We start from the raw sequence: 26,816 nt of genomic DNA, 5'->3' as shown, positions 1-26,816 counted from the left end.
AACTTCAATGTCAATGTCAAATTTTAATCTCAATCGATAAAAAGCAACAACGCGGGTTCTAAAAATTAATTTTAAATAAAATTAGAGATACCGAAAAACGACACAACTATTTAAAATAAGATATTACTTTTTGAAATTGAAATTTGACATTGAAGTTGGCATTGACATTGATATTGTTATTTATTTTATTTGTAAGTTTGTAATCGCCTTAAATTCTTTCTTGTAAAACAGGTAACGAATTGTAAATCAATATGTCATTGCAAAATACTAACATCACTTCCAAAAATTACAAAAAGCTTTCTATTCAGGTTTCACTGAACGGATTTTCATTTTGTTGTTTTGATACTTTAAATAATACAATAACAGCCTTTAATGAAATCAATTTTGATGCTACGCAAAAGCCATCAAAAATTGAAGAATTATACAGCGCCGCTTTTAAAAATTATCCGGAACTAAAAGATACTTACGATGAAATTTTAGTCATTCATAACAATAATCTTTCGACTTTTGTACCGAGCGCTTTGTTCGACGAAAATTTCTTAGGAAGTTATTTACAATACAATACAAAGGTTTTTGAAACCGACTTTTTTACTTTCGATCAAATTTCGAATTACGAAATGCATTCGGTTTATATCCCCTACATCAATATCAACAACTTTTTGATTGATACTGTTGGTTCGTTTGATTACAAACACGTCAACAGTATTTTGGTCGAGAAAATTCTTGAAAGCTCCAAGAACAATGATCAGAAAAAAATGGTAGTGAATTTCAATGCCAATCATTTTGAAGTTATCGTGGTTCAAAATCAGAAATTGTTATTATTCAATTCTTTTGAATATCAGACTCCGGAAGATTTTCTTTATTACATTCTTTTTACAGCCGAACAATTGAGCTTGAATCCGGAAAGTTTTCCGCTTGAATTATTAGGTACAATACATCAAAACGATCCGTACTATGCCATTGCATACAAATACATTCGTCATATTTCATTTTTGGATGTAAGCACATTACAAGAAAGAAACAGCTTTTCAACTGCACAAAATCAAAAACATTATATCTTATTTCAATCATGAGAATCATTTCAGGAAAATACAAAGGACGCCGCATTTTTCCGCCAAAAAACCTTCCTGTAAGACCTACGACTGACATGAGTAAAGAAGCATTGTTTAATGTTTTGAACAATCATTTTAGTTTTGAAGGCTTAAAGGTTTTGGATTTATTTGCCGGAACAGGAAACATTACTTACGAATTCGCTTCACGCGGAAGTGCTCCAATAACCTCAGTTGATGGTGATTTTGGATGTGTAAAATTCATCAAACAAGTGTCATCAGAATATGATTTTGATGTCGCTGCAATGAAAAGTGATGTCTATAAATTCTTAGACAATTGCAAAACTTCTTACGATATCATATTTGCCGATCCTCCGTACGGATTAGATCAGGCAGCGTTTGAAAAAATTGTTCTTACGGTTTTCGAAAGAGAACTATTAAACGAAGACGGAATGATGATTATTGAACATTCTAAATACACGAAAATGGAACATTTAAGTAATTTTTCTTTTCAAAAAAATTATGGAGGTTCATTTTTTAGTTTCTTCGAACTCAACTCGACTGATGATGAGGAAGAACTGACCATTAAATTAAACAAAGCTACAGAAGACGACGAAGGTTAATTTTCGTTTGAATATAATAAGCTCAAATGGAGCGAAATCGAGATTTATTAAAAGTCCTGATTTCGCTCCATTTTTCAATAATTGAAATTCTAAACTTTAATTTTAACACATAGAAACATAGATTTTTTTATGCATCTAAAAGAATTCCAAAAAAGAAATAAATTTCCTTCTCATAGCCCGCTCTGTGTATTTGAAATAAGTGAAACGCCTATTTTCGAGTAAACCATTCTCCGTTTCTATGTGTTAAAAATAATTACACACAATGATTCCTTTTTTTAATTCACCCTGCCAGAGTTTCCCTCCATACTTTTTCCTTTAAACTCGGTTTCCTTTACTTTCCCAAAAGAATACTTGATTGAAATAGAAATTTCATGTTCATCTACGAAATACCTTGCTTTTGAGTTGATATTGTTAATGGTAAATACTTCTTCTTCATTTATCTTTTTAAATACATTATTAAAGTTCAGACTGCAATTCCAATTTTTAAAGAAAGTTTTCGAAACTGCCATGTCTACAATTGCCCTGGCATTTCTTTCAAAAACACCTTTGTTTTGTTTTGTAACTCCTCTAAAAGCAAGAACAGCCGTATATCCTTTTGGAAGTTTGAATTCGTTGTTTGAATAATAATATGCATACGGTTTTGAAGATAAAAATACTGCCGAAACATCTTCGATCTTCTCTGAAACAAAAACTAAAGAATTGGTTATCGTCCAGAATTTATAGGTAAAAGGCACTTCAAAGTCGAGAACAAACGCAGATTCCTTGTCAAAATTCACGTCTTTAAAAGTCATTATATTCAGTTCTTTATCATAAAGGAAACTATTGTAAACCGGATCTGTATTTTGATAATAGGTTAGTTTTACCGATTTATCATGATACTGAAATGTCGAAGAAATTTCGTTGACAATAGTAGGATCCAGATTGATATTTCTGGCATATAAAAAATAAGGATTTATATATGTTGTGCCCTGACTTAGCGACGAATAATTGGGTCTTGAAATACTCTTCGCATAATTTATACTAATGTTTTTCGTACTGTCTATTGCGACTGAAAACTGTACTTTGGGGAAAAAATCAGTATAATTTTTATTGATTAAAGGCAATAAATCAGTTTTAAACTTTCCGTTTACATTGGTATTTTCAACTCTAAAACCTACGGAGAAATCGACTTTTTTAATTTTTCCTGAAAGCTGATTGTAACCTGCCAGATTTTGCTCTTTAAAATCATAATGACTAATTTCATTTTCACTTTTCTCAAAATACACTATATCAGAATCTGATTTTGAATCGGCAGAAGCATACAATCCTCCTATTTCCAACTTCATTTCGTTTTTAAACTTTTTCTCAACATCAATCTTTCCTGAAAATACATTGACCTGAAATTTTTGATCACGAAGTTGTGTGAGTTCAAATTGGGTATTATTATAATTATTCTGCACCTGGCTCCATAATCCCTGATCGAAATTAGAATATTGCAAACCGGTAAAAACCTGTGTATCGATCGCTTTTATTTTTTTAGAATAGTTTACAAATGAGTTTACAAAATTCTTCTTGCTGTCATTATCACTATACGTTAAAACATTATTTTCTACATTTTTATTTGTATTACCTGTTATAGTATTAATTGGAAAAATGTCTTTTTGAAGCCTGCCGTTTACACTAAACGAAAAATAATCCTCTTCGTTTATTTTGTAAAACAAACTGCCTCCAAAAACAAATTGCCTTTTTTCAGAATAAGCGGTTACATCATACTTAGAAGCAATTTGCGCATCGGGAATCTGATAATCAAGAACGACCTTCGGCTTCATATTTAGAGGATGGGTTCTCAATGATTTCGATCGTTTTAATATCGGCCACAGCCAAAGCATTCAAATCGTTCATTCCTACTTTTTGATTGTCGATGTAGATTAAAGGATTTCCGCGGCCAATAACCAAGATACTTTCTTTATCAGAACTTACCTGAACCGTTGGCAATTTGGCTAATAAATCAACCGTATTTGGGATCGAATTATAGATAGAATTAGCGACATCTACTTTTATATTCCCATTTGTATTGGTAAAAGTTTTTTTGTTCTGAGCAACCACAACTTCATTTAATGTATTCGAAATACTGTCTTTTGGTGTTTCATTTTGAGCATATCCAAATAACGAAAGCAGAAAAAGAAATAAAATCAGGAAAAGTTTCAAGGGCAAATAGGGGTTCATTTTTGGTTGGAGTTAAAGTTGTGATCCTGCAAAAATGCTTTAAAAAAAAGGTTACGTAGGTTAATTGAAGGTTAATGCGGGGTTAATGTGCTGATTGTATCATAAAAGCATTAATTTTGAAATTACGAATAGCCCACGGATTTAACAGATTGAACGGATTTACACGGATTTTTTTATAAATCTGAAAAGTCTTTAATCTGCGTAAAAAAAAAAAAAAATCCGTGTAAACCAGTTTAACCCGTGTCATCCGCGAGCCATAACAAAAACAACTAATGAAACAAAGAATCAATTTACTAATAGCATTTTCTGCCGTTGCTCTAATCGTTTTATCAGCGGTACAATGCTATTTGGTAAAAACTACTTATGATTACAAAGTGGCGCAGTTTCATACCGAAATCAAAAATGAAATTGCTCAGATCTCTAATAATTATAGTGATATTGATTCGGTACTTGTAGCAAAAAAAGACGCGCTCTACAAACAATTATCTGAAAATTATATTCAGGGGAAAAACACCAAAGTCGATGTTAAAAAATACATTCTTGAAAATGAATATCGGGATGCATTAACCCAAAAAATTCAGCGTAAATTCGAGAGAGATTTACCGGATCTAAAGATAGATTTTGCTATTGTCCTGAATAAATTTGTGCTGTATCAAAACGCCAAAAAAGCAGATACTATTTTTTCTGAAAAACCTTTTATTCGAAATAAACTATACGGTAATCTGGCATCGTTAAATCATGCATTTCTGGTTAGAAATTATGTTGGAACAACAAACGGTTCTTATGCCAGTCAGGATTATAAATTACTGACCGAAGACTCCATGTATATCTCGGTAATCGATTGGGAAATGATTATTTTAAGACGAATGACTTTTGTTTTAATTCTCTCGCTGCTTTCTATACTAACGCTTATAACGCTTTTTGTCATTGCCATAAAAGCCTTAATCAAGCAGAAAAAAGTAAACGAAATCAAAACCGATTTTATCAATAATATTACACACGAACTCAAAACTCCTTTGGCGACTTTGGGTATTTCGACCAAAATATTAGAGCGAAAAGATATTAGAGATAATGATGAAAATTTTAATGCTATCGTGAATACGATTTCACGCCAAAACAATCGTTTACAAAATTTGATCGATCAGGTGATGGCGAATTCACTGGCCGAGAATGGAATTGAATTACAAAAAGAAAAAATAGAAACAGAAAATTTTCTGTTAACGATAATCAATGATTTTAAAATTGCATTTCCAAAAATCAATATTAAAACCGATTTTCACACTACGAAAACAATTTTAGTTTTAGATAAATTCCATCTCACAACTGCGTTTTTAAATGTTCTTGAAAATGCTGTAAAATATGGTTCAAACACGATTACTGTGAAAACAAGTATTGTCGAAAATCAGTTCTCTATTAGTATTGAAGATGACGGAATAGGAATTGAAAAGAACAAACAATCACTTCTTTTTGAAAAATTTTATCGCGTACAACAAGGAAACCTTCACAATACAAAAGGCTTAGGATTAGGTCTTTATTATGTAGATCAAATTATAAAAGCGCATCAGGGTACTGTGAATGTTGTGAGTGATTTAGGAAAAGGAACTCAGTTTACTATTTTATTAAAAGTTTAAATTATCTTATTTTGAAAAAATTACTTTTAGCTGAAGACGATTTTGATTTTGCAGCCATTTTAAAACAATACTTAGAACTGCATCAATTTGAGGTAATCTGGGCAGAAAATGGAGAAATAGCTGTAGACTATTTTAAAAAACAGACTTTTGATATTTGCGTTTTTGATGTCATGATGCCCAAAATGGACGGATTTTCGCTGGCCGAAAAAATAATTACCATCAATCCAGAAATTCCGTTTATTTTCCTGACTGCGAGAAAGTTAAAGGAAGACAAAATCATTGGACTAAAACTAGGTGCAGACGACTATATCATAAAACCTTTTGAAGTAGACGAACTGATTCTGCGTTTGCAGAACATTTTAAAAAGAATGGAGCAAAAAAGAAGTCTCGAGGGAAATAATATAATTGAAATTGGTTCTTATATTTTTGATAATGAAAGATTAACCCTTAATAATAAAAATCACGTGCAGCAGCTCACAGAAATGGAAGCTTCTCTTATCGAATATTTATATCTGAATCATAATCAGCTATTAAAAAGAGATCAAATTTTAATGTCGGTCTGGAAAAAAGACGATTATTTTTCAGGACGAAGTATGGATGTTTTTATCAGCAGACTTAGAAAATATTTTAACTCAGATCCAAAAATAAAAATTGAAAGTGTTCGAAATATTGGATTAGAATTTAAAATAGAAAAACCTTGATCTCTCAAGGTTTTCTACTATATCTCTTTTGATTATTTTCCGATAACCCAACCTAAAGTAAAGTTAGCAACGGGTACAAATTCAGTATCATATTTATCAAAATTCACACCCGGCCCTAAATGTACTTCAAGATTGAACCGGCCTTTGTAAGTACGTTGAAACCCCCAAAGTGCTGCCAAAGTAAACGACGGATCGTAATTACCATATTTTTCGTTGGTATTTAATGATTTAAAGTTATAATAAGCAGACGCGGCTAAAAAGTTCCCTGAATTGCGGGCGGTTCTTTTTCCTTTGGCAGCTCTTTTTTCTAAATTATAATAATGACGAAACTGTTCGTTGATCGTAGGAAAAACATACCAGCTTGATTCGCCATAATAACTGCTATAACGATAACCAACTCCTAAAGTTACTTCAGAATAAAGTGTGTTTTTAGAATCAAAACCATGCTCATAAACAAATGCGGGAAATAGCAAATTAACCTTAAACTGATTTTTAACTACAGCAATCGGAGCATCATCCTGCGCCTGAACAGCATTAATAAAAAGAACAGCTAAAAGTAAAAACAGGTAATTTTTCTTCATGTTTGATTTTTAAATTGTTGCATCAAAAATAAGATTAAAACAATACAAAGGAATTAAAAATCAAAATATTTTCTTACACTAATATGTAGCAAAGTATTTGGCATTATATAAACTACTGTAAATGATATAAGTTTTAGAACCAATTGTATAACTATTTACATCAAGTACGTAATACATTTGTAATGAACATTTAAAACCAAACATCATGAACCTAAAAAGATTTTTCGGAGGACTATTAACCATCCTCGGAATCGTTGGTTTGATTTATACTGCTGTTATATTTGCAGGGACTTCAGGCGAAACGCGAGACATTAAATCACTAATTATTTACGGTATATTAGGTATAGTGTTTTTTATGTCAGGAATTAGTTTAGTGCGCGCTACAAAAGACGAAGCATAAACTTTTTAAGACAATAAAACGGTACTTATTTTTTCGTACAGAGGAGTTTTTACGCCATATTTCAAAGCTTCTTCGACTACAAATTTTGTCAGCGAAGCCGCTTCTATTTTATTACCTGCCAAGTAATCCCTGTGCATAGATGAAGTCGCTTCTTTAGGCGATTTTTCTAGTTTTACAATAGTCTGGTTTACAATATCATCTGATAGTTGTAAACCTTTGGCTTTGGCTACCATTTCAATTTCTTTAAGTAATTCTACATAAATAGCTTTAGCATCAGGATTGCTTAAAATCTGTCCAATATTCTGGTTTAAATAAGAAGTTACAGAAGCCAGAGCCGAAATGAAAATGAATTTTTCCCAAACTGTTTCTTCAATATTCTCTACCAAATAACTTTCGATTTTAGCTTTCTGAAAGATGCTTTGTAATTCGTTTAATTTTGAATTTGAAGCCGTTTTAGATCCAAAAAACAACTTTTCATAAAAACCAATTTTCCGAATTGTTCCAGGCGAAAAAATCATCGAAATAATATAAACACAACCTTGCAAAATATCATTTTTTGGAAATAATTTATGAATACGCTCTGGAGCATCTACTCCATTATATAGTGGAAGAATCACCGTTTCCTGAGCGATACATTGCTGCAACGAAAGTAAACTTTCCTCGATATCGTAGGTTTTAGTGGCACAGATTAAATAATCCAATACGCCAATTTCATCCGGATTATTCGAAACCAATTTTGGATAAACAACAGTTTCTGAATCATCTGTAATGATTGTCAATCCGTTTTCGGCGATTGCTTTTTGAGTTTCGCCACGAGCGATAAAAATTACTTCAATTTCTTCAGACTTGTAATACGCTTTCGCTAAAAGTCCTCCAAAATAACCACCTACTCCACCGAGTCCTAAAATTGCTATTCTAATCATAAATTTTAAATTTTAAATGCCAATAAATATAAAGTAACGTAGGAACAGAATTACACGTGATTACGCGTGTGATTTCAATGACAAATGTGGTTACCGTGCAAAAGAACCAAACCTAAACCAATAAAAAATCCGTTTTAAATCAGCGCTTTAAAGAAAGCGAATCCGTGTCATCCGTGTGCCATTACGCGCAAAGTCAAACAAATTACTCCTCTACAACTGGATCTAAATTCAGCTCCGTAAAATCACGTTCGCTTTTTGAGATTACAATTGTTGCTACTGTATTTCCAATCAAATTGGTTATCGCTCTTGCTTCGCTCATAAATTTATCAACTCCCAGTAAAAAAGCCAAGCCTTCTACAGGAATTTTATGCAATGCCGTCAAAGTCGAAGCCAGAACAATAAAACCGCTTCCGGTAACTCCCGCCGCACCTTTTGAGGTAATCATCAGGATTCCTATTACACTTAGTATTTCGAAAAAACTCAAATGCACATCATACAATTGTGCCAGAAAGATCACCGACATCGACAAATAAATTGAAGTTCCGTCGAGATTAAAAGAATAACCCGTTGGGATCACCAACCCCACAACCGATTTACTGCAACCCATTTGTTCCAGTTTTACCATAATACTTGGCAAAGCAGCTTCAGATGACGAAGTTCCCAAAACCAGTAAAAGCTCTTCTTTAATATATTTTAAAATCGAAAGAATACTTATTTTATAATATCGCAAAATACTTCCCAAAATCAAAAACACAAACAAAGCCATAGTCAGGTAAACACAAAGCATCAGTTTGCCAAGCGGAATCAAAGTTCCCAAACCAAACTTGCCAATCGTATAGGCCATTCCGCCAAATGCACCAATTGGGGCAAGATACATGACGTATTTCAACCCAAAGAAAACGACTTTTGAAAAGCGTTCCAGTACCAAAATGGTTTGTTCCCTTTTGCTGTAAAAGTTCAAAGCAATACCGCAAACAATCGCCGCCAGTAAGACCTGTAATGTAAAGTTTGAAAAGAAAAACTCCAGCCACGAAAAATCCTTCGCTGTGCCTTTTGTATATTGACTAGCATCACCCAAAGTCAAACCTGATTTATCAATTTTTCCGGGTTTAAAAAAATAAGCCACTGCAACACCAATAGCCAGTGCCACTGTCGAAACTACCTCAAAGTAGCCCAGCGCTTTCACACCAATTCGGCCTACTTTTTTCAGGTTTCCCATTCCGGAAATTCCCAATACAATGGTAAGGAAGATAATCGGACCAATAAAAAGTTTGATTAGTGCGATAAATTTAGTGCCTAAAATTTCCATTTTTACACCATTTTCTGGCGAAAAATGTCCTAGCAAAATCCCGGCAATAATGGCAATTAAAACCCAAAAAGTAAGATTGGTAATTATGAGTTTAAAAGTACTTTTTCCCGGTTTAGGAAAAGGTTTTGGAGTGGTTATATTCATGAAGGTAGATTAGAGAGTTTCACAAATATATAAAAAATGCAGACCTGTAAGCCGGATTCTGTCCTCGATAAATCAAGGCCTTATCATTTATCTAGATCATGTATTACTACATGACTCAAGCTACCTACCCTTCAACAACGGACGAGAAGCCCTTAAATGCTGATATACTTGGTATTTCACCGCATAGAGTTTACCTGGTTTCACTACAGCATTACCTGTACATACTTTCTGTTGCACTTGTCCTTGCGTTATTTCTAACACCGACGGGTGTTACCCGCTATGCTTCTCTGTGGTGTCCGGACTTTCCTCCCTCCCGATAAATTGGGACGACGATAAGGCGGTCTGCGGTGCAAAAGTAGCGTTTTATCTACTAACAATAATCATTTTAAATTTTAGATTTTTGGCCTATTATCATAATGATTTAATTTTAAATTGGTTATCTTTAAAATCCATAATTTTAAAATTCAATTATCATGACAAGAATGTATCACTACGCAACTGTTTCAAAAGCTCTGGATCAATTACATGAAAAAGGATTTACTTGTGATTTTAATCTAAACTCGGACCTGATTAAAAAGAATCCTGAAAAATTTGAAATTGTACATGTGTATCGATACGAAGGGGAATCAGACCCTGGCGATGAGGCAGTTGTATACGGAATTAAATCAACATCAGGCAAAAAAGGCGTTTATGTAGCAGGCTTCTCCGCCGACTCAGATCAGGAAACCGCTAAATTTTTATTTGATTTAAGCATTAAAGGAAGGTAAATAATAAGTCGCTGGGTTTAAAATAACTTAAACTCAGCGACATAAAATATTAAACTTCGTGCGGTGGGGTCCGCCACAAAAGATTGCAACAGGATACCAGATCTGCTCCTAAAAAAATTTCATAACAATCGAAATGAAAGGCGAAAAAAGTTAAAACTTACTTTTTAAATCCATTCTAACATGAAGAATTCTAATGATTTCAACTTCTTTATTTGAAATAATCTGATAAAAAATTATGTGCTGATTCGATTTAAAACCTAACAATTTTTCTGTTACGTTATCGTATTTTTTTCCTAGACTTGGATTTTCGGCTATTTCCTGACACGAGTTTAAAAGTAGAAGATAATATTTATCCGCCTGACTCTCTGACCATTCATCATAAGTATAATCCCAAATAGTAGCTAAATCGTCGACCGCTTTATTAGTCAAATAATATTTAGCCATTTTTTCTCTTTGCTTTTAAACTTTCAAGGTGCTTTTTGGCATTGAAGTTTTCGGCACGTCCGCTGTCAATTCCATCCTGAACTGCCTTCTTCAAAATAATTAGTTTATTTTCTTCCTCTTCTAAAAGGCGTAAACCGGCTCTAACTACTTCACTCGCGTTTTTAAATCTTCCTTCAGAAAGACTATTTTCAATGAAGTTTTCAAAATGATTTCCTAATGATATTGAAGTATTTCGTCCCATAGCTTTTATAATTAATTCAAAGTTACCAATTTTTGGTAACATTTCGAAATCATGATAAATTTTAACTTTAATTTTACTGAGATTATCATTCCTTGCGAATGACAAAATAAAAAATCGAGGTGATCCGCGTGCCATTTCAATTCAAAACATAAAAAAAGCCCATCATAAGACGGACTTTCAATAACAACACAAAACTAAATTATGCTGTTGGTATTTTTAATTTCCAACCTGGCTGAATCAGGTCGGGATTTTTAACAATATCTTTGTTGGCTTCAAAAATGGCTTCCCAGGAAACGCCATGAGCTTTTCCAATTCTCGACAAAGAATCTCCACTTTTTACAGTGTATTCAGTTGTAGCTCCTTCAGTAACAGCGATGTTCATTACCACATCAGCAGAACGATAATCAGGATCTATTTTTCCGTAAGCATCCCACAGTTTTTCCTTATCTGCTGCCGATTTGGCTTGACCGTCTATATACAAAACATTATCTTGTTCTCTTACCTGCAAATTGGCAATTCCTAATTCACCTGCCAAATCTGTCACATCTCTATATTTATCTTGTAAACTCATCATAACTTATTTAATGATTAATTTGTTATCCACTTTTTTCGGTTTCAGTTCCTGTATACTTTGCATTAAAGGCTGTAGTTTATCTCTTTTAATTTCTCCAGAAAGTGTTACTACACCACCTACAACCGTAGCACTTACTCCATCGTAAGCATCTACAACTTTATGTATCGATTTATCTAACTCTGTATCTGGATTAATGACAACAGCTGCTGCCGCAGGTTCTTGATTGGCTCTTGCAATCTCGCAGGTATTCACAACAGATTTTACTCCTTTTACTGCTCTAACGCTTTTTTCGATATTTTTTTTGAAAATTTCGTCGTCGCAAGTTCCAGTAATTGTCGCTACACCATCATGTACAGTTACCTGTACGTTTGGCGTGTCGCTTAGTTTTTCGCTGATAGCTTTTTCAATATCTGCATCTTTTGGAGCGCAGGCTGCAAGTGAAACAAAAAGTCCGATTCCCAGTAAAATTGTTTGAATTTTCATAATAACATTTTTTTAATAATTAACTATCTAAAATTAAACAGATTAACTATAAAAACATTATATGATATTAGAAGGTTTTTATATCATTTCCAGTAAAAAAGAAATAAATATCCTATATTTTTGAAGTTGCTAAAATCGAAATTAATTCTTCTAACTGAGGCATTTTCATTTTTACAACAGATTGTATTTCAGTGTTTTCAGAAGCAATAACTAAGACACCTTCATTATCTTCTATATATCCGGCAGGTATAGCATGATAATTCGGATCTGAAATTAATGTTTCTTTTTTGCCATCTTTAAACCAACCATAACTGGCTTCATAAATAATTTTATTATTCAAAATTTCTATATTCTCTTCGCCATATGTATTCCAAAGTGAAACTCTAAGAAGGTAAAAACCCATCAATCCAAATATTCCAATCCATATAAAATAGCCAATTTGCAATCCGCCTCCAATCAAAACAATTCTAACTGCTAATGGCGATTTTTTGACTTTAAGATTTAAAGTGTTATTTCTAAAATTAAATTGTCGCATGGATTATATTGAGTAACATGGTAAATAGTAAATGAGATTTTTATTTAAAGTTTATTCATGTTGCGTGACATCATTATATTGCCAGAGTACATTTATAATTTTCCACTCGCCATTGGTTTTTACAATATGCATATAATCTATCCAGGCATCGGCCAATAGTTTTACAGATGCTGTTCTTGCCGAAATATCCAAAAGCCTAATTTCCTTTCTTGGATTTTTCGGGAACTTATCCCCTTTTACATTATAAGTTTCTGCAAGAATTACCATATTCTCTGTAAAGTATTCTGATATATAATCTTTTTGAGCGGCCTTGCTTCTAAAAACCGATCTTTTTACCAAGCGAGGATGCAAAGCACTTTCCATCAATTTCGGGTTTGGAGTATGTTGTGCTTCAATGTATGCTAAAGCAACACGTTTGATATCAATCGTATCTTGTGCTGTTTGGGCTTGAAGTCGGAAGGAGCAAAGTACAATTGTGATTAGTAATAGAAGTTTTTTCATGGGAAAGTTGATTTTAAGATTACGCGAAATAGCTTTAAAAACTTTTGTGTAAATATTATGATCATTAAAGTTTGCACAAAATAAAAGTATGAAATTAAAATAAAAATATGTTTACGATAAAAAACATAATATATTTCCAAGTTATGGATTACCGTAAAATTCTTCTATTCTGTAAAAATACCTTTACTCATTATTAATTTAAAACCACTAAATATGGCAAATTTTAAAAAAAGTGATTTAAAACTCACTTATTCTTGGACTGCAGCTGCAGAAAATGACAATGCAAAAATTACTGGAATTCCTGACAGCACATTTCTTGATAGACATGAAGGTTATGAGGTTCTTCCTTTTCTTAATCGATATTTAACATCGAAGAATTGGACATCACAATCAACATTAAACAAATTGGAAGATGCCTTACATGATAAACTTCCTAGCTCAACACGCAGTCATGCTAATGTTAAAAAATGGCTTGATGATAATTTCAAGCTTTAGAAAAAGCCGCTCTATAAAGAGCGGTTTTTCATTACTTCGCTCAGGAAAAAATAAGTAAAGAAAAAATCCGTAAAAATCCGCGTTTTCGCTTTAGCGAATCCGTTTTATCAGCGTTCTATTTAATCACTATTATATTAAAAAATTCAAATTCAAATTCCTTACTGACTCACATTCAAAACAATCAAAATTCCCTTAAATATTTATGATTTTCAGATTTGTGATTTGGTAAATTTCAGCCTATATTTGCTATCGAATAAAAAGAATATGGAACAATTTGTAGTATCGGCTCGTAAGTATCGCCCACAGACCTTTAAGGACGTTGTGGGACAAAAAGCTATTACCAACACTTTGTTGAATGCCATAGACAGCAATCACCTTGCCTCTGCCCTTTTATTTACAGGACCACGTGGAGTTGGCAAAACTACTTGCGCGCGTATTTTGGCTCGAAAAATAAATCAGCCCGGATATGATGATCCTAATGAGGATTTCGCTTTTAACGTTTTTGAGTTAGATGCGGCATCGAACAACTCGGTTGATGATATTCGTAGCCTAATTGATCAGGTTAGAATCCCGCCACAAACCGGGCAATATAAAGTCTATATTATTGACGAGGTTCATATGTTGTCTTCGGCAGCTTTTAATGCTTTCCTTAAAACATTAGAAGAGCCGCCAAAACACGCTATTTTTATTTTAGCAACAACAGAGAAACACAAGATTATTCCAACGATTTTATCTCGTTGTCAGATATTTGATTTCAAAAGAATTACAGTAAAAGATGCTAAAGAACATTTGGCTGAAGTTGCGAAAAGTCAGGGAATCAATTTTGAAGACGATGCTTTGCACATTATTGCTCAAAAGGCAGATGGTGCAATGCGTGACGCTTTATCTATTTTTGACCGTGTGGTTTCCTACTGCGGAACCAACTTAACACGTCAGGCTGTAACCGAAAACCTAAACGTTTTAGATTACGAAACTTACATTAGCATTACCGATTTACTTTTAGAAAATAAGATTCCGGATCTTTTATTGGCATACAACGATATTCTGGCAAAAGGTTTTGACGGGCATCATTTTATTGCCGGTCTGGCTTCGCATTTCAGGGATTTACTGGTAAGTAAAACTCCTGCTACAATCGCTTTGCTGGAAGTGGGTGAACAAGCGCAGCAAATGTATGGTGTGCAAGCTCAAAAATGTTCGCAGGAATTTCTATTAAAAGGAATTGATATCGCAAATGACTGCGATTTAAAATACAAACTGAGTCAGAACCAACGCCTTTTGGTTGAATTATGTTTGATGCAATTGGCCTCTATCAGCTTTGATGGAGAAAAAAAAAAGTTGAGCAATTCATAATTCCCCCTACTTATTACAGAAATAGTGGATATTCTATTACTGAAATTCCAACTGCAAAAACCCAAATTTCAAATACTGGGGGAGAAATTACAAATCAGAAATCCCAAATTCCAAATATTGAGGGAGAAAACAATGCCAATCAAAATAGCAATGTTGCTGTAAACAATACTGTTGAAACTCCAAAAGTTGAAACTCCACAACCTGAAGTCAGTAACGAACCTAAAATTTCTGCTTTTTCTTTATCGAGTATTCGCAAGAAAAAAGAGCTGGAAGCCGCCAATATGTCTTATGTAAAACCGACTTCTGTAATGCCTACGGAAGAATTTACGGAGACTGAAATGTTAGTGCAATGGAATAAATATGCACAACGTTTGGGGGACAAAGGCCATAAAATCATGCAATCGTTACTATTGATTAATGATCCTAAACTAAACGGAACAGTTATTACTTTTGAATTACCTAATGAAGGTTCTAAATTAGATTTTGAAGGTCAGATTCATGGTCTTTTAGGGCATTTAAAAGGACATTTACACAATCATGACATTACTATTGAAGTGAATGTAAATGAAACTATTGAAATTAAGAGAAGTTTAAACGACCAGGATCGATACAATCGACTGGTGGAAATTAATCCTAATCTGGAACTTTTAAGATCTACATTTGGATTAGATTTAACTTCTTAATTTTAAAATCCCCTGCAACGATTATTTCGGTAGATTTTTTTTAAGCAACAATATACTTTGTAGTATTTTTTCTATATTTTTGACGTATTAATAATTTATTAAAATATTAGAAATTGGAAAAACAATTAGCAAATTCTGCACCACTGGGTCTTCTGGGTTTCGGAATGACCACTATTTTATTAAACATTCACAATATGGGATTTTTCCCTATAAGTGCTGTCATCCTTTCAATGGGAATCTTTTATGGCGGAATTGCTCAGGTAATTGCGGGAATTATTGCTTTTAAACGGGGAAATATTTTTGCCGCTACTGCCTTTACGTCCTATGGTTTTTTCTGGATTACTTTGGTTGCGATCTGGATGCTTCCAAGTAGTGATATTACTGTAGCGGGGCCTACTCCTTCTTCATTTTTAGGATGGTATCTCGCTCTTTGGGGAATATTTACTGCTTTTATGTGGTACGGAACATGGGGCGGAAGCAAGGTTCAGCAATTTATTTTTCTTTCATTAACCGTTTTATTTTTTCTTTTGGCTATAGAAAAATGGACTGAAATTGAGTCAATAGCTACTCTTGCAGGAGCAATTGGTATCATTTGCGGAAGCAGTGCTTTTTATTTGGCTATGGCCGAATTACTAGAAGAAGTAAAAGGTAAAAAAGTACTACCTTATTGATAACTATTTTTTGCCACGAACTACACGAATCTAAAGGATAAATTAGAACATTTATAAATGAAAAATTAGTGCTAATTGGTGTAATTCGTGGCAAAATTGTTTATTTGTTCTTTAATCCGAAATCGTAAACTTCTTGCAGCCATTTTTCTCTTTGAAAATCTGTAGCTGTTTTTATAATTCCGATGTAACTTACTTTTACGGGTTTTACACCGCAGAATTCTAAAGTAGATTTCTTTAATTGATTTACACTTGGTCTTCCATAAGAAAATCTATAGTACCAGCCTGGCTGATCAAGAGTTGTAATAATATGTGCCGTTTTTCCTTTAAGCAGTTTATCCCACCAGACTGAGTTTTCACGATATTGAAACGCCATTCCTGGTAAAAACAAACGATCAATAAATCCTTTTGTAATTGCCGGCAAACCTCCCCACCAAACCGGATGAATCCAAACCAAATGGTCTGCCCTTTTGATTTTTTCCCACGATTCCAGCAAATCCGGTTCTAATTCAGTTCGTTTTTGATAACCAAATTGCAGGTTTGGATTAAAATTTAATGAAGCAATTGTTATGGTTTCGACTTCTGCACCGGAAGCGATTGCACCTTTTAAATAAGATTCGGCTATTCCAAAATTGAAGCTTGACGGATTTGGATGTCCATTTATAATTAGTATTTTTTTCATGCTCTATTCGTTTATTTTAAGATTAATGGTACTGTAAGTACTTAAAGCCTCATAAACTTCTTTCGACGAATGTATTTGATGACTAAAGTAAATTCCGCCCGATAAAGTGTCACTCAACATTTTTTCGATATGCAAAACTGTCGAAAAAGCCGTCAATTCCGCCTGACCTTTAATGCTTTGCAAGCTAACTTTTTTTGTTTTATCCTTCGTTTTTATGATTACTTCAAAAATGGTTTGATCACCATTTCCGCTTGAACCAAATAGCAATTGTCTTTCTTTTAAAAACATGATATTAAAAATCTTAAGCGATTGAAAATACCCCATCAAACTGGTTACGAACTTAGAATTGTAGGTCATCTTAACCAAAACAGTTGGTATTTTTTCTATCTGATTTAAAATAAACAAATCTGGAACATCAAGATTATAAACCTGACGTTTGCCAATTCCGAAAGAGAAATTAAATTTTTCGGAATTTAAAAAATGCTTTACATGTTGTGGTTGATTATTTTTATAAACAACAAATTGTTTGCATACGTTTTCGGCTAAAAAATTGGCTGAACTTTTTCCTGCTAAATCTTTTACAGAATAATAGATAAAAATGTTGGTTTCCTGAATTTTATGTTTGTCCGGCTCCATAAAATCTACGAGACTACCTACGATACCGCCCATCCAGCCCGAACTAAAAACAATTCGGCTATTTATTTTCTGGTTATTTGCCCTGGCTAAATCATACGCAATAGTGAGATCTGGTGTTGGCTTTGTAATATCGATATAATCTAATTTGTTTTGCATGGCAAACTGCAAAATTTCATTATTGCTATCTTTTGTACACAATACAATCAGGTCGATTTTATTCTGTATAATACATTCAAACGTTTTTGGATTGTTGACGTCAACAATTAAATTTTTATTCGTTTTTCCTGACTGACGACTTCCTACAAACAGGTTAAAGTCAGGATTTCTTGCTTCAAGAATTCGTAATATGACTTTACCTACTAAGCCGGTTCCGCCAATTACTAAAATATTTTTTCTCATCATTATATATTGTTTTTAGCAAAAATAATGATGAGATATCTCTCGACAACCAGACAAATGTCCTATAATATTGCTTTACGAATTCTACTTAAATGCCTTGGTGTAACGCCTAAATAGGACGCTAAATATTGCAATGGAATGAGCTGCAGGTATTTTTTATGGTTTTTATAAAGTTCTTCATAACGCTGGGTTCCGGATAATTTCTGAAAAGAAATCATTCTTTTTTGAAGCGTAACATATTCCATTTCAGTTAACTTACGTCCTATTTCCTGCCAATGAATGCCTAATGCATACAGCTTTTCTAAACTTTCACGGTTTATGACTTGAACTTCTGTATCGGCTATTGCCTGAATATTTTCTTCGGCTACATTTTGCGTTATAAAACTAGAGAATGATGCCATAAATTCATTTTCGAAAGCGAAACAATTCGTGATTTCATCCCCCTGATGATTGAAAAAATACGAACGTAAAATCCCTTTTTTGATAAAAACGATTTCATTACTAACCTCATTTTCTTGCAATAAAAGTTCTCCTTTTTTGAGTTTTCGAAAAGTAATTAAATCATCGAGCAGCTCTAATTCATTTTGAGGTAAAACCTGAATTGATTGAAAAACTGATTTCATTATAAATTCTGAATAGATTAATTTTTAGACGCAAAAACTCTTTCAATTCTTTTATCCGGAATAAGCCATAACATTGCTACAGCAAAATAAGCAGCACCTGAAACCCATTCGTTGTAAAACGAAAAGGCTATTCCTACGACATATAAAACAGCTGATGTATACCCTTTTAAATCTTTTCCAATCGCTTTTGCCAATACTGAATTTTCACCTTCATTTACAATTATAATGCGCTGTAAAATAAAATACGCAATTGCAGATAAAAACAATACGACTCCATACAAAGTCATGGAAGCTTTTGCAAAATTATGTTCTCCCATCCAGCCTGTTGCAACGGGAATTAAGGACAACCAAAATAATAAATGCAAATTAGCCCAAAGGATTTTTCCGTTTATTTTGGTCATGCCATGAATTAAATAATGGTGATTGTTCCAATAGATTCCCACATAAATAAAACTCAAAATATAACTTAAAAACTTAGGAATAAGCCTTTTTAAATCGGCAAATTCATGCCCTTCCGGCACTTTAATTTCTAAAATCATAATAGTGATAATAATTGCTAATACACCATCACTAAAAGCTTCAAGTCTTGTTTTATTCATTTATATATAAGATTAAGTTTGGGATTGTTATAAAAAAGTTTGCCACTAATTGCACAAATTTACACGAATTATATTTTATAATGAGAATAAAAAATTAGTGTAAATTTGTGAATTCGTGGCAAAAAAATATCTGTAAAAATTAAATTTTTCCGTAGTACATTGCTTTTACGATTCCGTCAGAAAGTCCGATTTTAGGAACATAAATTTGGCGTGCTCCACTCCATTTCATTGCATTAAGGTAAATTCTGGTAGCGTGGATAATTACGTCAGCACGATCTGAATTCAGTCCTAGTTCTGCAATTCTTTGTTCGTAGGTTAATGAATTTAAAAACGCATATTGCGAATTAATATAAATGTACGAAAGCGGTTTTTCCTGCTGTTTTCCGGACATTTTAAACAGCTTATTAATATTCCCTCCGGAACCAATTAAGGTTACCTCATCATAATCTGCCGTATTGGTTTTAATCCATTTTTCGATTTCATCCCAAACCACATCATGCACCATATTATTCAGTAAACGAACAGTTCCGGCTTTAAAGGATCTTGAATTGATTAATTTTCCGTCAGAAAACAAAGTAAACTCTGTGCTTCCACCACCTACGTCTACAAAAAGATAAGTTTCATCTGTTTTTAATAAATGATGTAAATCTGTCGATGCAATAATGGCGGCTTCTTTTTTACCATCAATAATTTCGATTTTAATATCGGCTTTTTTCTTAATCAAAGCCACTACTTCTTTAGCATTATACGCTTCACGCATTGCCGAAGTGGCAAATGCCATATAACGCTCTACTTTATGTACTTTCATCAAAAGATTGAATGCTTTCATGGCATCCACCATTCGATCTATATTTTCTTCTGAAATTTCTCCAACTGTAAAGGCATCTTGTCCCAAACGAATTGGCACACGAACAAGCGAACTTTTATTAAATTGTGGTTCTTTGCCATCTTGTTCTACAACATTCGATATTAGAAGCCTCATGGCGTTTGAACCAATATCTATTGCTGCATATTTCTTTATATTAATCATGCTCACTTATGATTTGAAATTATTCTTTTTATTATTAATTTATTTTTTGAGGAACTTGCTCTAATACTGATACTTTGTTTTGATAATACTTATAGGTTTCAAGTTGCGCTCTAAATGGGGCATGATGATTTCGAGGTTTGTATTTATTATCTAGTTTATAGGAATGGTATCTCACTTTGACATTTCCTTTCCATGCAATATTAAAATTATCTATTAATTCTTTCTTTATTTCAAGATCATAAATCGGACACGTGACTTCGACTCTTCCGTCCAGATTTCTGGTCATGAAGTCGGCAGACGAAATATAAACTTCGGTCAGACCGGCATTTCCAAAAATATAAACTCTTGTATGTTCCAGGTAATTATCGACAATACTTATGGCTTCGATGTTTTCGCTCATTCCCGGAATTCCCGGAATCAGAGAGCAAATACCTCTTACCTGAAGCTGGATTTTTACTCCGGCATTACTGGCTTCGTATAATTTATCGATCATTTTAAAATCAGATAAACTATTCATTTTTAATTTAATATGTGTTTTTCTACCTGCCAAAGCGTGCAGAATTTCACGATCTATTAATTTAATAAATTTAGTTCTTGTGTAATGTGGCGATACTATTAAATGCTTGTATCTGTGTACTCTGTAATTGATATCGAAAAATTCGAATATTTTTGAGATGTCTTTTAAAATTCCCTGATGACAGGTAAAAAGCGTGACATCTGTATAAATCTTCGCTGTTGATTCGTTGAAATTTCCTGTGGAGATAAATCCGTAACGACGTGATTTCCCTTCTTCGGTTCTTTCAATCACACAAATTTTACTGTGTACTTTTAAACCTTTTATTCCAAAAATAAGTTCAATTCCTTCGGTCTGCATCTGCTCTGCATACGAAATATTCGAAGCTTCATCAAAGCGTGCCTGAAGTTCGATTTGTACGGTTACTTTTTTACCATTTTTAGCAGCATTAATTAATGAACTAATAATCTGCGAATTTTTAGCCAAACGATACAAGGTAATTTTGATACTGGTTACTTTTGGATCTAAAGCCGCTTCACGCAAAAACTTGGTTAAATACGAAAATGACTGATACGGTGCATGTAACAGATAATCTTTTTTACTTATTTTTTCGAGCATACTTCCTCCCAGACTTAAACCCGGAATTGGCAATGGTTCGTTTGGTTTATAAAGTAAATCGTATCTTCCTAAATTAGGGAAACTCATATAATCGCGACGATTATGGTATCTTCCTCCGGGAATAATACTATCTGTTTCTACAATTTTCATTTTATCTAAAAAGAAATGCAGCGTATCTTCTTCAATTAAATTATCGTAAATAAAACGAACTGGCTCTCCTATTCTTCTGTCTTTTACTGATGTTGCAATTTTTTCGAGCATACTTTTACTCAAATCGCTATCGATATCTAGCTGAGCATCGCGGGTAATTTTGATCATATGTGCCGAAACACTTTTATAATCGAAAATATTAAAGATATTTTTCAGGTTATAACGAATTACGTCATCAATAAGAATTACATAATGTTTATCATCGTGAGATGGCAACACAACAAATCTGTTGATGGTTTTCGGGATTTCGATCACGGCGTAACGAACCTCATTATTTGTATTCATTTCTAAACGAACAGCCAAATAACCCAATGTATCTTTAAGAATTGGGAATTCTGCTAAATCATTTAAAATGATGGTAACTAATTCCGGACTCAGTTTTTGATCAAAAAAATCTTTTAAAAAACATGCCTGATCCGGTGTTATTTCATCTTCATTAATAATTAAAATATTTTCGGCTTCCAGTTCTGTTTCAATATTACCTAAAATACGTAAACTTTCAGATTGCTGCTGAATTACAATTTCGGTAATATCTTTAATTAACTGATGGGCAGAAACTCCACCTAAATATTTTTCTCCAGAAATTCCTGAGAGGCTCAATCTTCGAATCGCAGCATAACGAACTCTAAAAAATTCATCCAGATTGTTTGAAAAAATTCCAACAAAACGCAGCCTGTCTAAAAGCGGAACCGTATTATCTGCGGCTTCCTGAAGTACTCTCGCATTAAACGCTAACCAACTTTTTTCTCTATCGATATATTTCTGTTCGTACACTTTATTATTATTTTAAATCTTTGGGGAAAATTGTTTTATGAGTTTTACCTTTATTGATTGCGTTCCAACTATCTGCATCAAACTGTAAGGACACAAAGCCTGAAGTAGGAACGTTTTCGATAAAAACATCTCCAAATTTATTAACAAAATTTGTAATAGCCTCGTTATGTCCAAAAAGAATAACACTTTCGAAACTATTATCACATGATTTGATAATCTTTTCAAGCTGTTTATCATCAAAAGTATAAAGATCGTCTTTAAAAACGATACTTTCTATAGGATACGAAATATTTTGGGCAAAAATCAGCGCCGTTTCTGAAGCCCGTGCCGCAGTACTACTCCATATTATATAGGTTTTAGGAAGAAAATTTGAAATATTTGCCGATACTTCATGGGCATCGAGGATTCCTTTTTTCATTAAAGGTCTGTCGAAATCTTTTAAAGGAGCTTCCCAGCTTGATTTTGCATGACGTATTAAAATTAAATTTTTCATAAGCGGATGGTTTATAAACCTCTTAGGAGGTTAATAATTTATTGAACTTCTAATTTACAAAAGAAATATTAAACCTTCTGCTTTTTTTATTTCTGTTAACATTTAAGGCAAATTTTAACAAGAATTAAAAGTTTCGTACGAACGAAATATCAAAGGAATCAACTTATTCCATTTTTTCGAAAAGTGTTCTTCATCTATTAAAACAAACAGTTGGTCGATTGAAGCTTATTTATAAAAAATTAACTAAATATCTGATTATTAATCATTTAAAATATTTTAAAAATTGCATTTTTAATCAAAAAACCAAAAAAATCATACTTTTTTATTTGTTAGAAATGATAAAAAAAAATCCTTTTTGACGCATTATTCTACAAAAAAAATACACTTCAACGAGTTTTTAGGTTAGTTACGGACAAAAAAAATCAAAAGTTGCACCTCTCTATAACTTTGATTCTGTTAAAATTTGATAAATACCAAAAACAAAAAACCACGCATATGATAACTAAAACTACTCTTGAAAAAGCAGCGAAATTTGTTCACGATTGTAAGTTTATTTTTTCTTTCAAAAAAAACATTTTTCAGAAAAACATTTTTTCTTTACTGTTTTGTTTAATTACAACTCTTGCATTTGCACAGACAAAAAATGTAGATTCATATCTAAGTGCCTTACCATCCTCTGATGCAATTAAAGTGAAACATCTCTTGTACGATCTACAATCGGCAGTTTACTATTTATCTGACGACAGAACGGTGAAAATCTATGGCGATAATCCCACTGCTTTGTACACAGATGTCAATTCGATACCTTTTTTGGGATCAGCAGCAATACAGGGCAATGATATTGAAATTGCCACTATAAAAATTGAAACAAGTTCTGACTTAAGCAGGACTATTGATCTTACTTCGTTTTCAGGTTTTGCTAAATTAAAATACATCTACATCTCTACAGCAATTCAAACTAGCGAGGCAGTGATCAATAACATGATCAAAAATGACACTTCAAAATATGTTCTTATCTACAATGTTTCTATCGGCGGATAATTTAAAAGCAATTATTATGAAAAAATTCTACTATCAATATTTAGCGCTTTGTTATTTATTTTTAATGTTATTAGGAAGTGCTTTTACAGGAAATGCACAAGTTATTGTTCCGTTTAAAGAAAGAACTTCTTCTTTTACTCCAACAACAAAAACGTATCATGTAAAAGGTAATTTTACGATGATGGGAAATACTAATTTGACGTTGCAGAACTATGGCAACAATACCACAAATGGTGGTAATTCGATGAAATATGTTGATATTGACGGCGATAACACCACATTAAACTCTTCTTCATCAACTCTTGTTTTGCCTACTGACAGCGGTACAAATCTAGACTGCTCTAAAGTAGTTTATGCCGGTTTATACTGGACAGGAAGAGTTTCTAATGCAGCCAATAGTCCAAACACATTTACCGCTACAAACGGAACGCTGACTAAAACTTTAGATAAACGAAAAATTTTATTCAAAGGTCCTTCAGCATCCGGCTATGATACTTTTGCAGCAACTGATATTTATTTTCCAACAAATGCAAACGGAAATATGTTTACTGCTTATGCAGAAGTTACCACTTACGTGAAAGATCACGGTGTTGGTGCTTATTTTGCTGCAGATATCGCTGCTACCCAAGGAAACGATGGTGGTGATATTGGAAAATATGCCGGATGGGCATTGATCGTTGTTTACGAAAATTCCAGTATGAAAAACAGGGATATTACCATTTTTGACGGACACGCTTATGTGAGGGAAAGCCAAACGTTGAGCTATAATATTCCGGTTTCCGGTTTTAACTCTGTGGCTTCTGGCCCTGTTGGAATAAAATTAGGAATAATGGCCGGTGAAGGAGATGTGAATTATAGCGGAGATTATTTTAAAGTTAAAAAAAGAACAGCAGTTACTGATCTTGATAGCGATTACATCACGTTAAGCAGAACCGGAAATTCGAATACAAACTTTTTTAATTCCTCTATTTTTACCGGTGGGAATACACGAAATCCAAGTTTAACGAATAATTCCGGTATCGACATTAGTATGTTTGATTTACCCAACACAGCCAAAGATATTATTGGGAATAATCAAACCTCAACTACTTTTAGATATGGCTCAACTGTTGATACTTACACCATTTTTGCAATTGCAATGGCGGTTGATGCTTATGTCCCGGAAATTGAAGGCACACTTACAGCTACCACAATAAATGGTACTTCGGCGGGTGCAGGTCCCTATACTGTTTTACCTGGTCAGGAAATGGGATATAAACTTCAAATAAAGAATAAAGGTTCTGAACCGACAAAAAATTCAAAAATCATAATTCCGATACCATACAATGCGACCTTTGTACCCGGAAGTTTAGGAAAAGTAGTGAATTTCACTCCACTTCCAACTCCAAATAGTTTGACTTATGAGCCTACTATTGGTGCAAACGGATCTATTGTTTGGGATTTAGGAACGTTACCTCTTCTTGCAAATACAGATACAGTTCTCGCAGAATTAACCTTTAAACTTAAATCTACAGAAAACTGTGCGTTGCTTAAAAACTCTAATTGCAGCAATGTCATTTCTGTAAATGGTACTCTAAATGGCACTGGAATAAATTCTGGTGTGGCAGTTACAAATAAACCTTTTATCTTAGGTTATACAACAAGTGGTACTTGTAGTGGCGTTGCGATTTCTGCACCGCTGCAAACAACCATTAATACCAGTTCTTTTATTAATGCAAATTGTCAGGCTACACCTCCAACTATAGCATTTACATTTTGTAATGGATCATCAACAATCCCAATTACAGATGTAACGGGGTCATTTCCTCCGGGATCGACTTTTTATAATGCTTATCCAATTATAGCAGGAACAACAACTCAATACACGATAAACAATCCTTTTCCTGCAACGGTTGGTACAAATACTTACTATGCTATTCCTCCAGGAGCAACGGGTGGTTGTTATTTTCAGTTTACCATAACGGTTCAAAGTATTGCTACAATGCCAACGGTGAGTGGACCCGTAAATTATTGTATTGGTGATGTTTCTCAGCCCTTAACTGCGACACCTACAAACCCGAGTTATACATTATATTACTATTTGACTACTACCTCTACTGCGCAACAATCAATAAAGCCTCCTACTGATACAGCTGGACAATTTACTTATTATGTTGCCGAAGGAATTTCAAATGCTTGTATTGGACCTAAAAAACCAATTACGGTCAATATTTATGCTAAGCCAACGCTAGTTATAACTGCTCCGGCACCCATTTGTTCGCCTGCTGCAACACTTAATATTGCTGCTTCGGCAATTGTAGCCGGAAGTACGGCAGGATTAGTTTATACTTTTTGGAAAGATTTGGCTGCAACTATTCCGTATCCGGATTATGCTTCGGCAATTCCCGGAACTTACTACATCAAAGGAACAAACTCAACAACTAATTGTTATGACATAAAACCAGTTGTCGTGACCAAAAGTACAGTTCTTGTAACTGAACTTACAGCATCACATACAAATGTAAACTGTTATGGTCAGTCAACAGGTTCTATTACAGTAAATAATGCGACTGGCGGAGTTGCTCCTTATACCTATTCCTGGAAAAAAGACGGAAATGCTTATGCTGGTACTACTCAGGTTTTAACCAATTTGGGAGTTGGAAGCTATGAAGTAACTGCTACAGATGCAAATGGCTGTAAAGGAACTTTGACAATTGTTATTAAACAACCAACTGCGGCTTTAGCTCTTGCGGCTTCTTCTAAAACAGATGTGACTTGTTTTGGATTTAGCACCGGAACGATAACAGCCGGCGCGGTAACCAATGCCGTTGGAACTATTTCTTATTCATGGAAAAATGCTTTAAATGTTTCAGTTGGATCTACTGCTTCTGTTTCGAATCTTCCGGCGGGA

The 26,816-nt window shown here is 33.5% G+C and carries 30 protein-coding genes and 1 other RNA gene; 12 read left to right on the top strand and 19 right to left on the bottom strand.

Annotated elements, in window-relative coordinates; all coding sequences use genetic code 11:
- Nucleotides 1-251: 251 nt before the first annotated feature.
- Together FLP_RS10335 and FLP_RS10330 are read left to right on the top strand one after the other, a co-directional pair.
- Nucleotides 252-1,073, top strand: coding sequence for a DUF3822 family protein (locus FLP_RS10335; RefSeq protein WP_065449444.1), 822 nt, complete (start codon nucleotides 252-254; stop codon nucleotides 1,071-1,073).
- A complete protein-coding gene (locus tag FLP_RS10330; protein WP_065449443.1) occupies nucleotides 1,070-1,672 on the top strand; it encodes an RsmD family RNA methyltransferase in 603 nt (200 codons plus the stop codon). The genes FLP_RS10335 and FLP_RS10330 overlap by 4 nt, the downstream gene beginning before the upstream one ends.
- Before the next feature lie 275 nt (nucleotides 1,673-1,947).
- Here the strand turns inward: FLP_RS10330 and FLP_RS10325 are convergent, their stop codons facing one another.
- Both FLP_RS10325 and FLP_RS25760 read right to left on the bottom strand, forming a co-directional pair.
- A complete protein-coding gene (locus tag FLP_RS10325) occupies nucleotides 1,948-3,480 on the bottom strand; it encodes an outer membrane beta-barrel family protein (protein WP_243397533.1) in 1,533 nt (510 codons plus the stop codon).
- Complete coding sequence (locus FLP_RS25760) at nucleotides 3,458-3,877, bottom strand: hypothetical protein (RefSeq protein ID WP_243397534.1); 420 nt, start codon at nucleotides 3,875-3,877, stop codon at nucleotides 3,458-3,460. Before FLP_RS25760 ends, FLP_RS10325 begins: the two co-directional genes overlap by 23 nt.
- Before the next feature lie 272 nt (nucleotides 3,878-4,149).
- Here FLP_RS25760 and FLP_RS10320 point away from each other — a divergent pair, with 272 nt between their 5' ends.
- On the top strand, nucleotides 4,150-5,508 hold the full coding sequence (locus FLP_RS10320; protein WP_065449442.1) for a sensor histidine kinase: 1,359 nt from the start codon (nucleotides 4,150-4,152) through the stop codon (nucleotides 5,506-5,508).
- Between the two features lie 11 nt (nucleotides 5,509-5,519).
- A complete protein-coding gene (locus FLP_RS10315) occupies nucleotides 5,520-6,209 on the top strand; it encodes a response regulator transcription factor (RefSeq protein ID WP_065449441.1) in 690 nt (229 codons plus the stop codon).
- A gap of 32 nt (nucleotides 6,210-6,241) precedes the next feature.
- Here the strand turns inward: FLP_RS10315 and FLP_RS10310 are convergent, their stop codons facing one another.
- Nucleotides 6,242-6,790, bottom strand: a complete 549-nt coding sequence (locus tag FLP_RS10310) for a hypothetical protein (RefSeq protein WP_065449440.1) — start codon at nucleotides 6,788-6,790, stop codon at nucleotides 6,242-6,244.
- Between the two features lie 205 nt (nucleotides 6,791-6,995).
- Between FLP_RS10310 and FLP_RS10305 the strand changes: the two genes are divergently transcribed.
- Entirely contained in the window at nucleotides 6,996-7,190 is a 195-nt protein-coding gene (locus tag FLP_RS10305) for a hypothetical protein (protein ID WP_055096600.1), read from the top strand.
- A 5-nt stretch (nucleotides 7,191-7,195) separates the two neighbouring features.
- On the opposite strand, the gene FLP_RS10300 is transcribed toward FLP_RS10305, so the two are convergent.
- From FLP_RS10300 to rnpB, 3 genes are all read right to left on the bottom strand, one after another.
- Entirely contained in the window at nucleotides 7,196-8,113 is a 918-nt protein-coding gene (locus FLP_RS10300) for a ketopantoate reductase family protein (RefSeq protein ID WP_065449439.1), read from the bottom strand.
- Nucleotides 8,114-8,315: 202 nt separating this feature from the next.
- Nucleotides 8,316-9,566 (bottom strand): cation:dicarboxylate symporter family transporter, encoded by a 1,251-nt coding sequence (locus tag FLP_RS10295; RefSeq protein ID WP_065449438.1) that lies wholly within the window; start codon nucleotides 9,564-9,566, stop codon nucleotides 8,316-8,318.
- A 31-nt stretch (nucleotides 9,567-9,597) separates the two neighbouring features.
- Nucleotides 9,598-9,915, bottom strand: an RNA gene (gene rnpB, locus FLP_RS10290) — RNase P RNA component class A.
- Nucleotides 9,916-10,039: 124 nt separating this feature from the next.
- Here rnpB and FLP_RS10285 point away from each other — a divergent pair.
- Nucleotides 10,040-10,333, top strand: coding sequence for an SH3 domain-containing protein (locus tag FLP_RS10285; protein ID WP_065449437.1), 294 nt, complete (start codon nucleotides 10,040-10,042; stop codon nucleotides 10,331-10,333).
- A gap of 150 nt (nucleotides 10,334-10,483) precedes the next feature.
- On the opposite strand, the gene FLP_RS10280 is transcribed toward FLP_RS10285, so the two are convergent.
- From FLP_RS10280 to FLP_RS10255, 6 genes are all read right to left on the bottom strand, one after another.
- Complete coding sequence (locus FLP_RS10280; protein ID WP_065449436.1) at nucleotides 10,484-10,777, bottom strand: type II toxin-antitoxin system RelE/ParE family toxin; 294 nt, start codon at nucleotides 10,775-10,777, stop codon at nucleotides 10,484-10,486.
- A complete protein-coding gene (locus tag FLP_RS10275) occupies nucleotides 10,770-11,018 on the bottom strand; it encodes a type II toxin-antitoxin system ParD family antitoxin (RefSeq protein ID WP_065449445.1) in 249 nt (82 codons plus the stop codon). Before FLP_RS10275 ends, FLP_RS10280 begins: the two co-directional genes overlap by 8 nt.
- A gap of 199 nt (nucleotides 11,019-11,217) precedes the next feature.
- Nucleotides 11,218-11,592, bottom strand: a complete 375-nt coding sequence (locus FLP_RS10270) for a LysM peptidoglycan-binding domain-containing protein (RefSeq protein ID WP_243397535.1) — start codon at nucleotides 11,590-11,592, stop codon at nucleotides 11,218-11,220.
- Between the two features lie 3 nt (nucleotides 11,593-11,595).
- Nucleotides 11,596-12,075 (bottom strand): BON domain-containing protein, encoded by a 480-nt coding sequence (locus tag FLP_RS10265; RefSeq protein WP_065449434.1) that lies wholly within the window; start codon nucleotides 12,073-12,075, stop codon nucleotides 11,596-11,598.
- Nucleotides 12,076-12,187: 112 nt separating this feature from the next.
- Entirely contained in the window at nucleotides 12,188-12,610 is a 423-nt protein-coding gene (locus FLP_RS10260) for a hypothetical protein (protein ID WP_065449433.1), read from the bottom strand.
- A gap of 51 nt (nucleotides 12,611-12,661) precedes the next feature.
- Complete coding sequence (locus FLP_RS10255; RefSeq protein ID WP_065449432.1) at nucleotides 12,662-13,111, bottom strand: nuclear transport factor 2 family protein; 450 nt, start codon at nucleotides 13,109-13,111, stop codon at nucleotides 12,662-12,664.
- Nucleotides 13,112-13,324: 213 nt separating this feature from the next.
- On the opposite strand from FLP_RS10255, the gene FLP_RS10250 reads away from it, so the two are divergent.
- The 4 genes from FLP_RS10250 to FLP_RS10235 all read left to right on the top strand — a co-directional run bounded on the left by FLP_RS10250 (nucleotide 13,325) and on the right by FLP_RS10235 (nucleotide 16,310).
- Nucleotides 13,325-13,606, top strand: a complete 282-nt coding sequence (locus FLP_RS10250) for a hypothetical protein (protein WP_065449431.1) — start codon at nucleotides 13,325-13,327, stop codon at nucleotides 13,604-13,606.
- A 264-nt stretch (nucleotides 13,607-13,870) separates the two neighbouring features.
- Nucleotides 13,871-14,956 (top strand): DNA polymerase III subunit gamma/tau, encoded by a 1,086-nt coding sequence (gene dnaX, locus FLP_RS10245; RefSeq protein WP_065449430.1) that lies wholly within the window; start codon nucleotides 13,871-13,873, stop codon nucleotides 14,954-14,956.
- 308 nt (nucleotides 14,957-15,264) lie between these two features.
- Nucleotides 15,265-15,639 (top strand): DNA polymerase III, encoded by a 375-nt coding sequence (locus FLP_RS10240; RefSeq protein WP_243397536.1) that lies wholly within the window; start codon nucleotides 15,265-15,267, stop codon nucleotides 15,637-15,639.
- Between the two features lie 113 nt (nucleotides 15,640-15,752).
- Nucleotides 15,753-16,310 carry an acetate uptake transporter gene (locus FLP_RS10235; RefSeq protein WP_065449428.1) on the top strand — a complete coding sequence of 186 codons (558 nt, stop codon included), beginning with the start codon at nucleotides 15,753-15,755 and terminating at the stop codon, nucleotides 16,308-16,310.
- Nucleotides 16,311-16,410: 100 nt separating this feature from the next.
- Here FLP_RS10235 and FLP_RS10230 read toward each other — a convergent pair whose 3' ends face one another.
- From FLP_RS10230 to FLP_RS10200, 7 genes are all read right to left on the bottom strand, one after another.
- Nucleotides 16,411-16,989 (bottom strand): NAD(P)H-dependent oxidoreductase, encoded by a 579-nt coding sequence (locus FLP_RS10230; RefSeq protein WP_065449427.1) that lies wholly within the window; start codon nucleotides 16,987-16,989, stop codon nucleotides 16,411-16,413.
- A gap of 3 nt (nucleotides 16,990-16,992) precedes the next feature.
- A complete protein-coding gene (locus FLP_RS10225; protein ID WP_089477444.1) occupies nucleotides 16,993-18,027 on the bottom strand; it encodes a saccharopine dehydrogenase family protein in 1,035 nt (344 codons plus the stop codon).
- A 59-nt stretch (nucleotides 18,028-18,086) separates the two neighbouring features.
- On the bottom strand, nucleotides 18,087-18,647 hold the full coding sequence (locus tag FLP_RS10220) for a Crp/Fnr family transcriptional regulator (protein ID WP_065449425.1): 561 nt from the start codon (nucleotides 18,645-18,647) through the stop codon (nucleotides 18,087-18,089).
- Nucleotides 18,648-18,664: 17 nt separating this feature from the next.
- Complete coding sequence (locus FLP_RS10215; protein WP_065449424.1) at nucleotides 18,665-19,246, bottom strand: TMEM175 family protein; 582 nt, start codon at nucleotides 19,244-19,246, stop codon at nucleotides 18,665-18,667.
- 139 nt (nucleotides 19,247-19,385) lie between these two features.
- Nucleotides 19,386-20,276, bottom strand: a complete 891-nt coding sequence (locus FLP_RS10210) for a Ppx/GppA phosphatase family protein (RefSeq protein WP_065449423.1) — start codon at nucleotides 20,274-20,276, stop codon at nucleotides 19,386-19,388.
- Between the two features lie 34 nt (nucleotides 20,277-20,310).
- Nucleotides 20,311-22,392 carry a polyphosphate kinase 1 gene (gene ppk1 / locus FLP_RS10205; protein ID WP_065449422.1) on the bottom strand — a complete coding sequence of 694 codons (2,082 nt, stop codon included), beginning with the start codon at nucleotides 22,390-22,392 and terminating at the stop codon, nucleotides 20,311-20,313.
- 7 nt (nucleotides 22,393-22,399) lie between these two features.
- Nucleotides 22,400-22,885, bottom strand: a complete 486-nt coding sequence (locus FLP_RS10200) for a SixA phosphatase family protein (RefSeq protein WP_065449421.1) — start codon at nucleotides 22,883-22,885, stop codon at nucleotides 22,400-22,402.
- 495 nt (nucleotides 22,886-23,380) lie between these two features.
- Here FLP_RS10200 and FLP_RS10195 point away from each other — a divergent pair, with 495 nt between their 5' ends.
- A complete protein-coding gene (locus tag FLP_RS10195) occupies nucleotides 23,381-23,926 on the top strand; it encodes a hypothetical protein (RefSeq protein ID WP_065449420.1) in 546 nt (181 codons plus the stop codon).
- Between the two features lie 16 nt (nucleotides 23,927-23,942).
- A partial coding sequence (locus FLP_RS10190) for a SprB repeat-containing protein (protein ID WP_165606663.1) occupies nucleotides 23,943-26,816 on the top strand: 2,874 nt, incomplete at its 3' end.

This window comes from Flavobacterium piscis (genome assembly GCF_001686925.1).
GTDB lineage: Bacteria > Bacteroidota > Bacteroidia > Flavobacteriales > Flavobacteriaceae > Flavobacterium > Flavobacterium piscis.
Note: the sequence above shows the minus strand (reverse complement) of the source record. Positions and strands in the feature narration are given on the sequence as shown.

Bases quoted from the DNA above. Each gene is read 5' to 3' on its own strand.
- dnaX (WP_065449430.1), top strand. From the start codon at position 13,871: ATGGAACAATTTGTAGTATCGGCTCGTAAGTATCGCCCACAGACCTTT.
- FLP_RS10325 (WP_243397533.1), bottom strand. From the start codon at position 3,480: ATGAAGCCGAAGGTCGTTCTTGATTATCAGATTCCCGATGCGCAAATT.
- FLP_RS10250 (WP_065449431.1), top strand. From the start codon at position 13,325: ATGGCAAATTTTAAAAAAAGTGATTTAAAACTCACTTATTCTTGGACT.
- FLP_RS10275 (WP_065449445.1), bottom strand. From the start codon at position 11,018: ATGGGACGAAATACTTCAATATCATTAGGAAATCATTTTGAAAACTTC.
- FLP_RS25760 (WP_243397534.1), bottom strand. From the start codon at position 3,877: ATGAACCCCTATTTGCCCTTGAAACTTTTCCTGATTTTATTTCTTTTT.
- FLP_RS10195 (WP_065449420.1), top strand. From the start codon at position 23,381: ATGATAACTAAAACTACTCTTGAAAAAGCAGCGAAATTTGTTCACGAT.
- FLP_RS10300 (WP_065449439.1), bottom strand. From the start codon at position 8,113: ATGATTAGAATAGCAATTTTAGGACTCGGTGGAGTAGGTGGTTATTTT.
- FLP_RS10335 (WP_065449444.1), top strand. From the start codon at position 252: ATGTCATTGCAAAATACTAACATCACTTCCAAAAATTACAAAAAGCTT.
- FLP_RS10255 (WP_065449432.1), bottom strand. From the start codon at position 13,111: ATGAAAAAACTTCTATTACTAATCACAATTGTACTTTGCTCCTTCCGA.
- FLP_RS10230 (WP_065449427.1), bottom strand. From the start codon at position 16,989: ATGAAAAAAATACTAATTATAAATGGACATCCAAATCCGTCAAGCTTC.
- FLP_RS10225 (WP_089477444.1), bottom strand. From the start codon at position 18,027: ATGATGAGAAAAAATATTTTAGTAATTGGCGGAACCGGCTTAGTAGGT.
- FLP_RS10280 (WP_065449436.1), bottom strand. From the start codon at position 10,777: ATGGCTAAATATTATTTGACTAATAAAGCGGTCGACGATTTAGCTACT.
- FLP_RS10240 (WP_243397536.1), top strand. From the start codon at position 15,265: ATGCCTACGGAAGAATTTACGGAGACTGAAATGTTAGTGCAATGGAAT.
- FLP_RS10310 (WP_065449440.1), bottom strand. From the start codon at position 6,790: ATGAAGAAAAATTACCTGTTTTTACTTTTAGCTGTTCTTTTTATTAAT.
- FLP_RS10285 (WP_065449437.1), top strand. From the start codon at position 10,040: ATGACAAGAATGTATCACTACGCAACTGTTTCAAAAGCTCTGGATCAA.
- FLP_RS10220 (WP_065449425.1), bottom strand. From the start codon at position 18,647: ATGAAATCAGTTTTTCAATCAATTCAGGTTTTACCTCAAAATGAATTA.
- FLP_RS10210 (WP_065449423.1), bottom strand. From the start codon at position 20,276: ATGATTAATATAAAGAAATATGCAGCAATAGATATTGGTTCAAACGCC.
- FLP_RS10260 (WP_065449433.1), bottom strand. From the start codon at position 12,610: ATGCGACAATTTAATTTTAGAAATAACACTTTAAATCTTAAAGTCAAA.
- FLP_RS10320 (WP_065449442.1), top strand. From the start codon at position 4,150: ATGAAACAAAGAATCAATTTACTAATAGCATTTTCTGCCGTTGCTCTA.
- FLP_RS10215 (WP_065449424.1), bottom strand. From the start codon at position 19,246: ATGAATAAAACAAGACTTGAAGCTTTTAGTGATGGTGTATTAGCAATT.
- FLP_RS10305 (WP_055096600.1), top strand. From the start codon at position 6,996: ATGAACCTAAAAAGATTTTTCGGAGGACTATTAACCATCCTCGGAATC.
- FLP_RS10295 (WP_065449438.1), bottom strand. From the start codon at position 9,566: ATGAATATAACCACTCCAAAACCTTTTCCTAAACCGGGAAAAAGTACT.
- FLP_RS10270 (WP_243397535.1), bottom strand. From the start codon at position 11,592: ATGATGAGTTTACAAGATAAATATAGAGATGTGACAGATTTGGCAGGT.
- FLP_RS10265 (WP_065449434.1), bottom strand. From the start codon at position 12,075: ATGAAAATTCAAACAATTTTACTGGGAATCGGACTTTTTGTTTCACTT.
- FLP_RS10200 (WP_065449421.1), bottom strand. From the start codon at position 22,885: ATGAAAAATTTAATTTTAATACGTCATGCAAAATCAAGCTGGGAAGCT.
- FLP_RS10330 (WP_065449443.1), top strand. From the start codon at position 1,070: ATGAGAATCATTTCAGGAAAATACAAAGGACGCCGCATTTTTCCGCCA.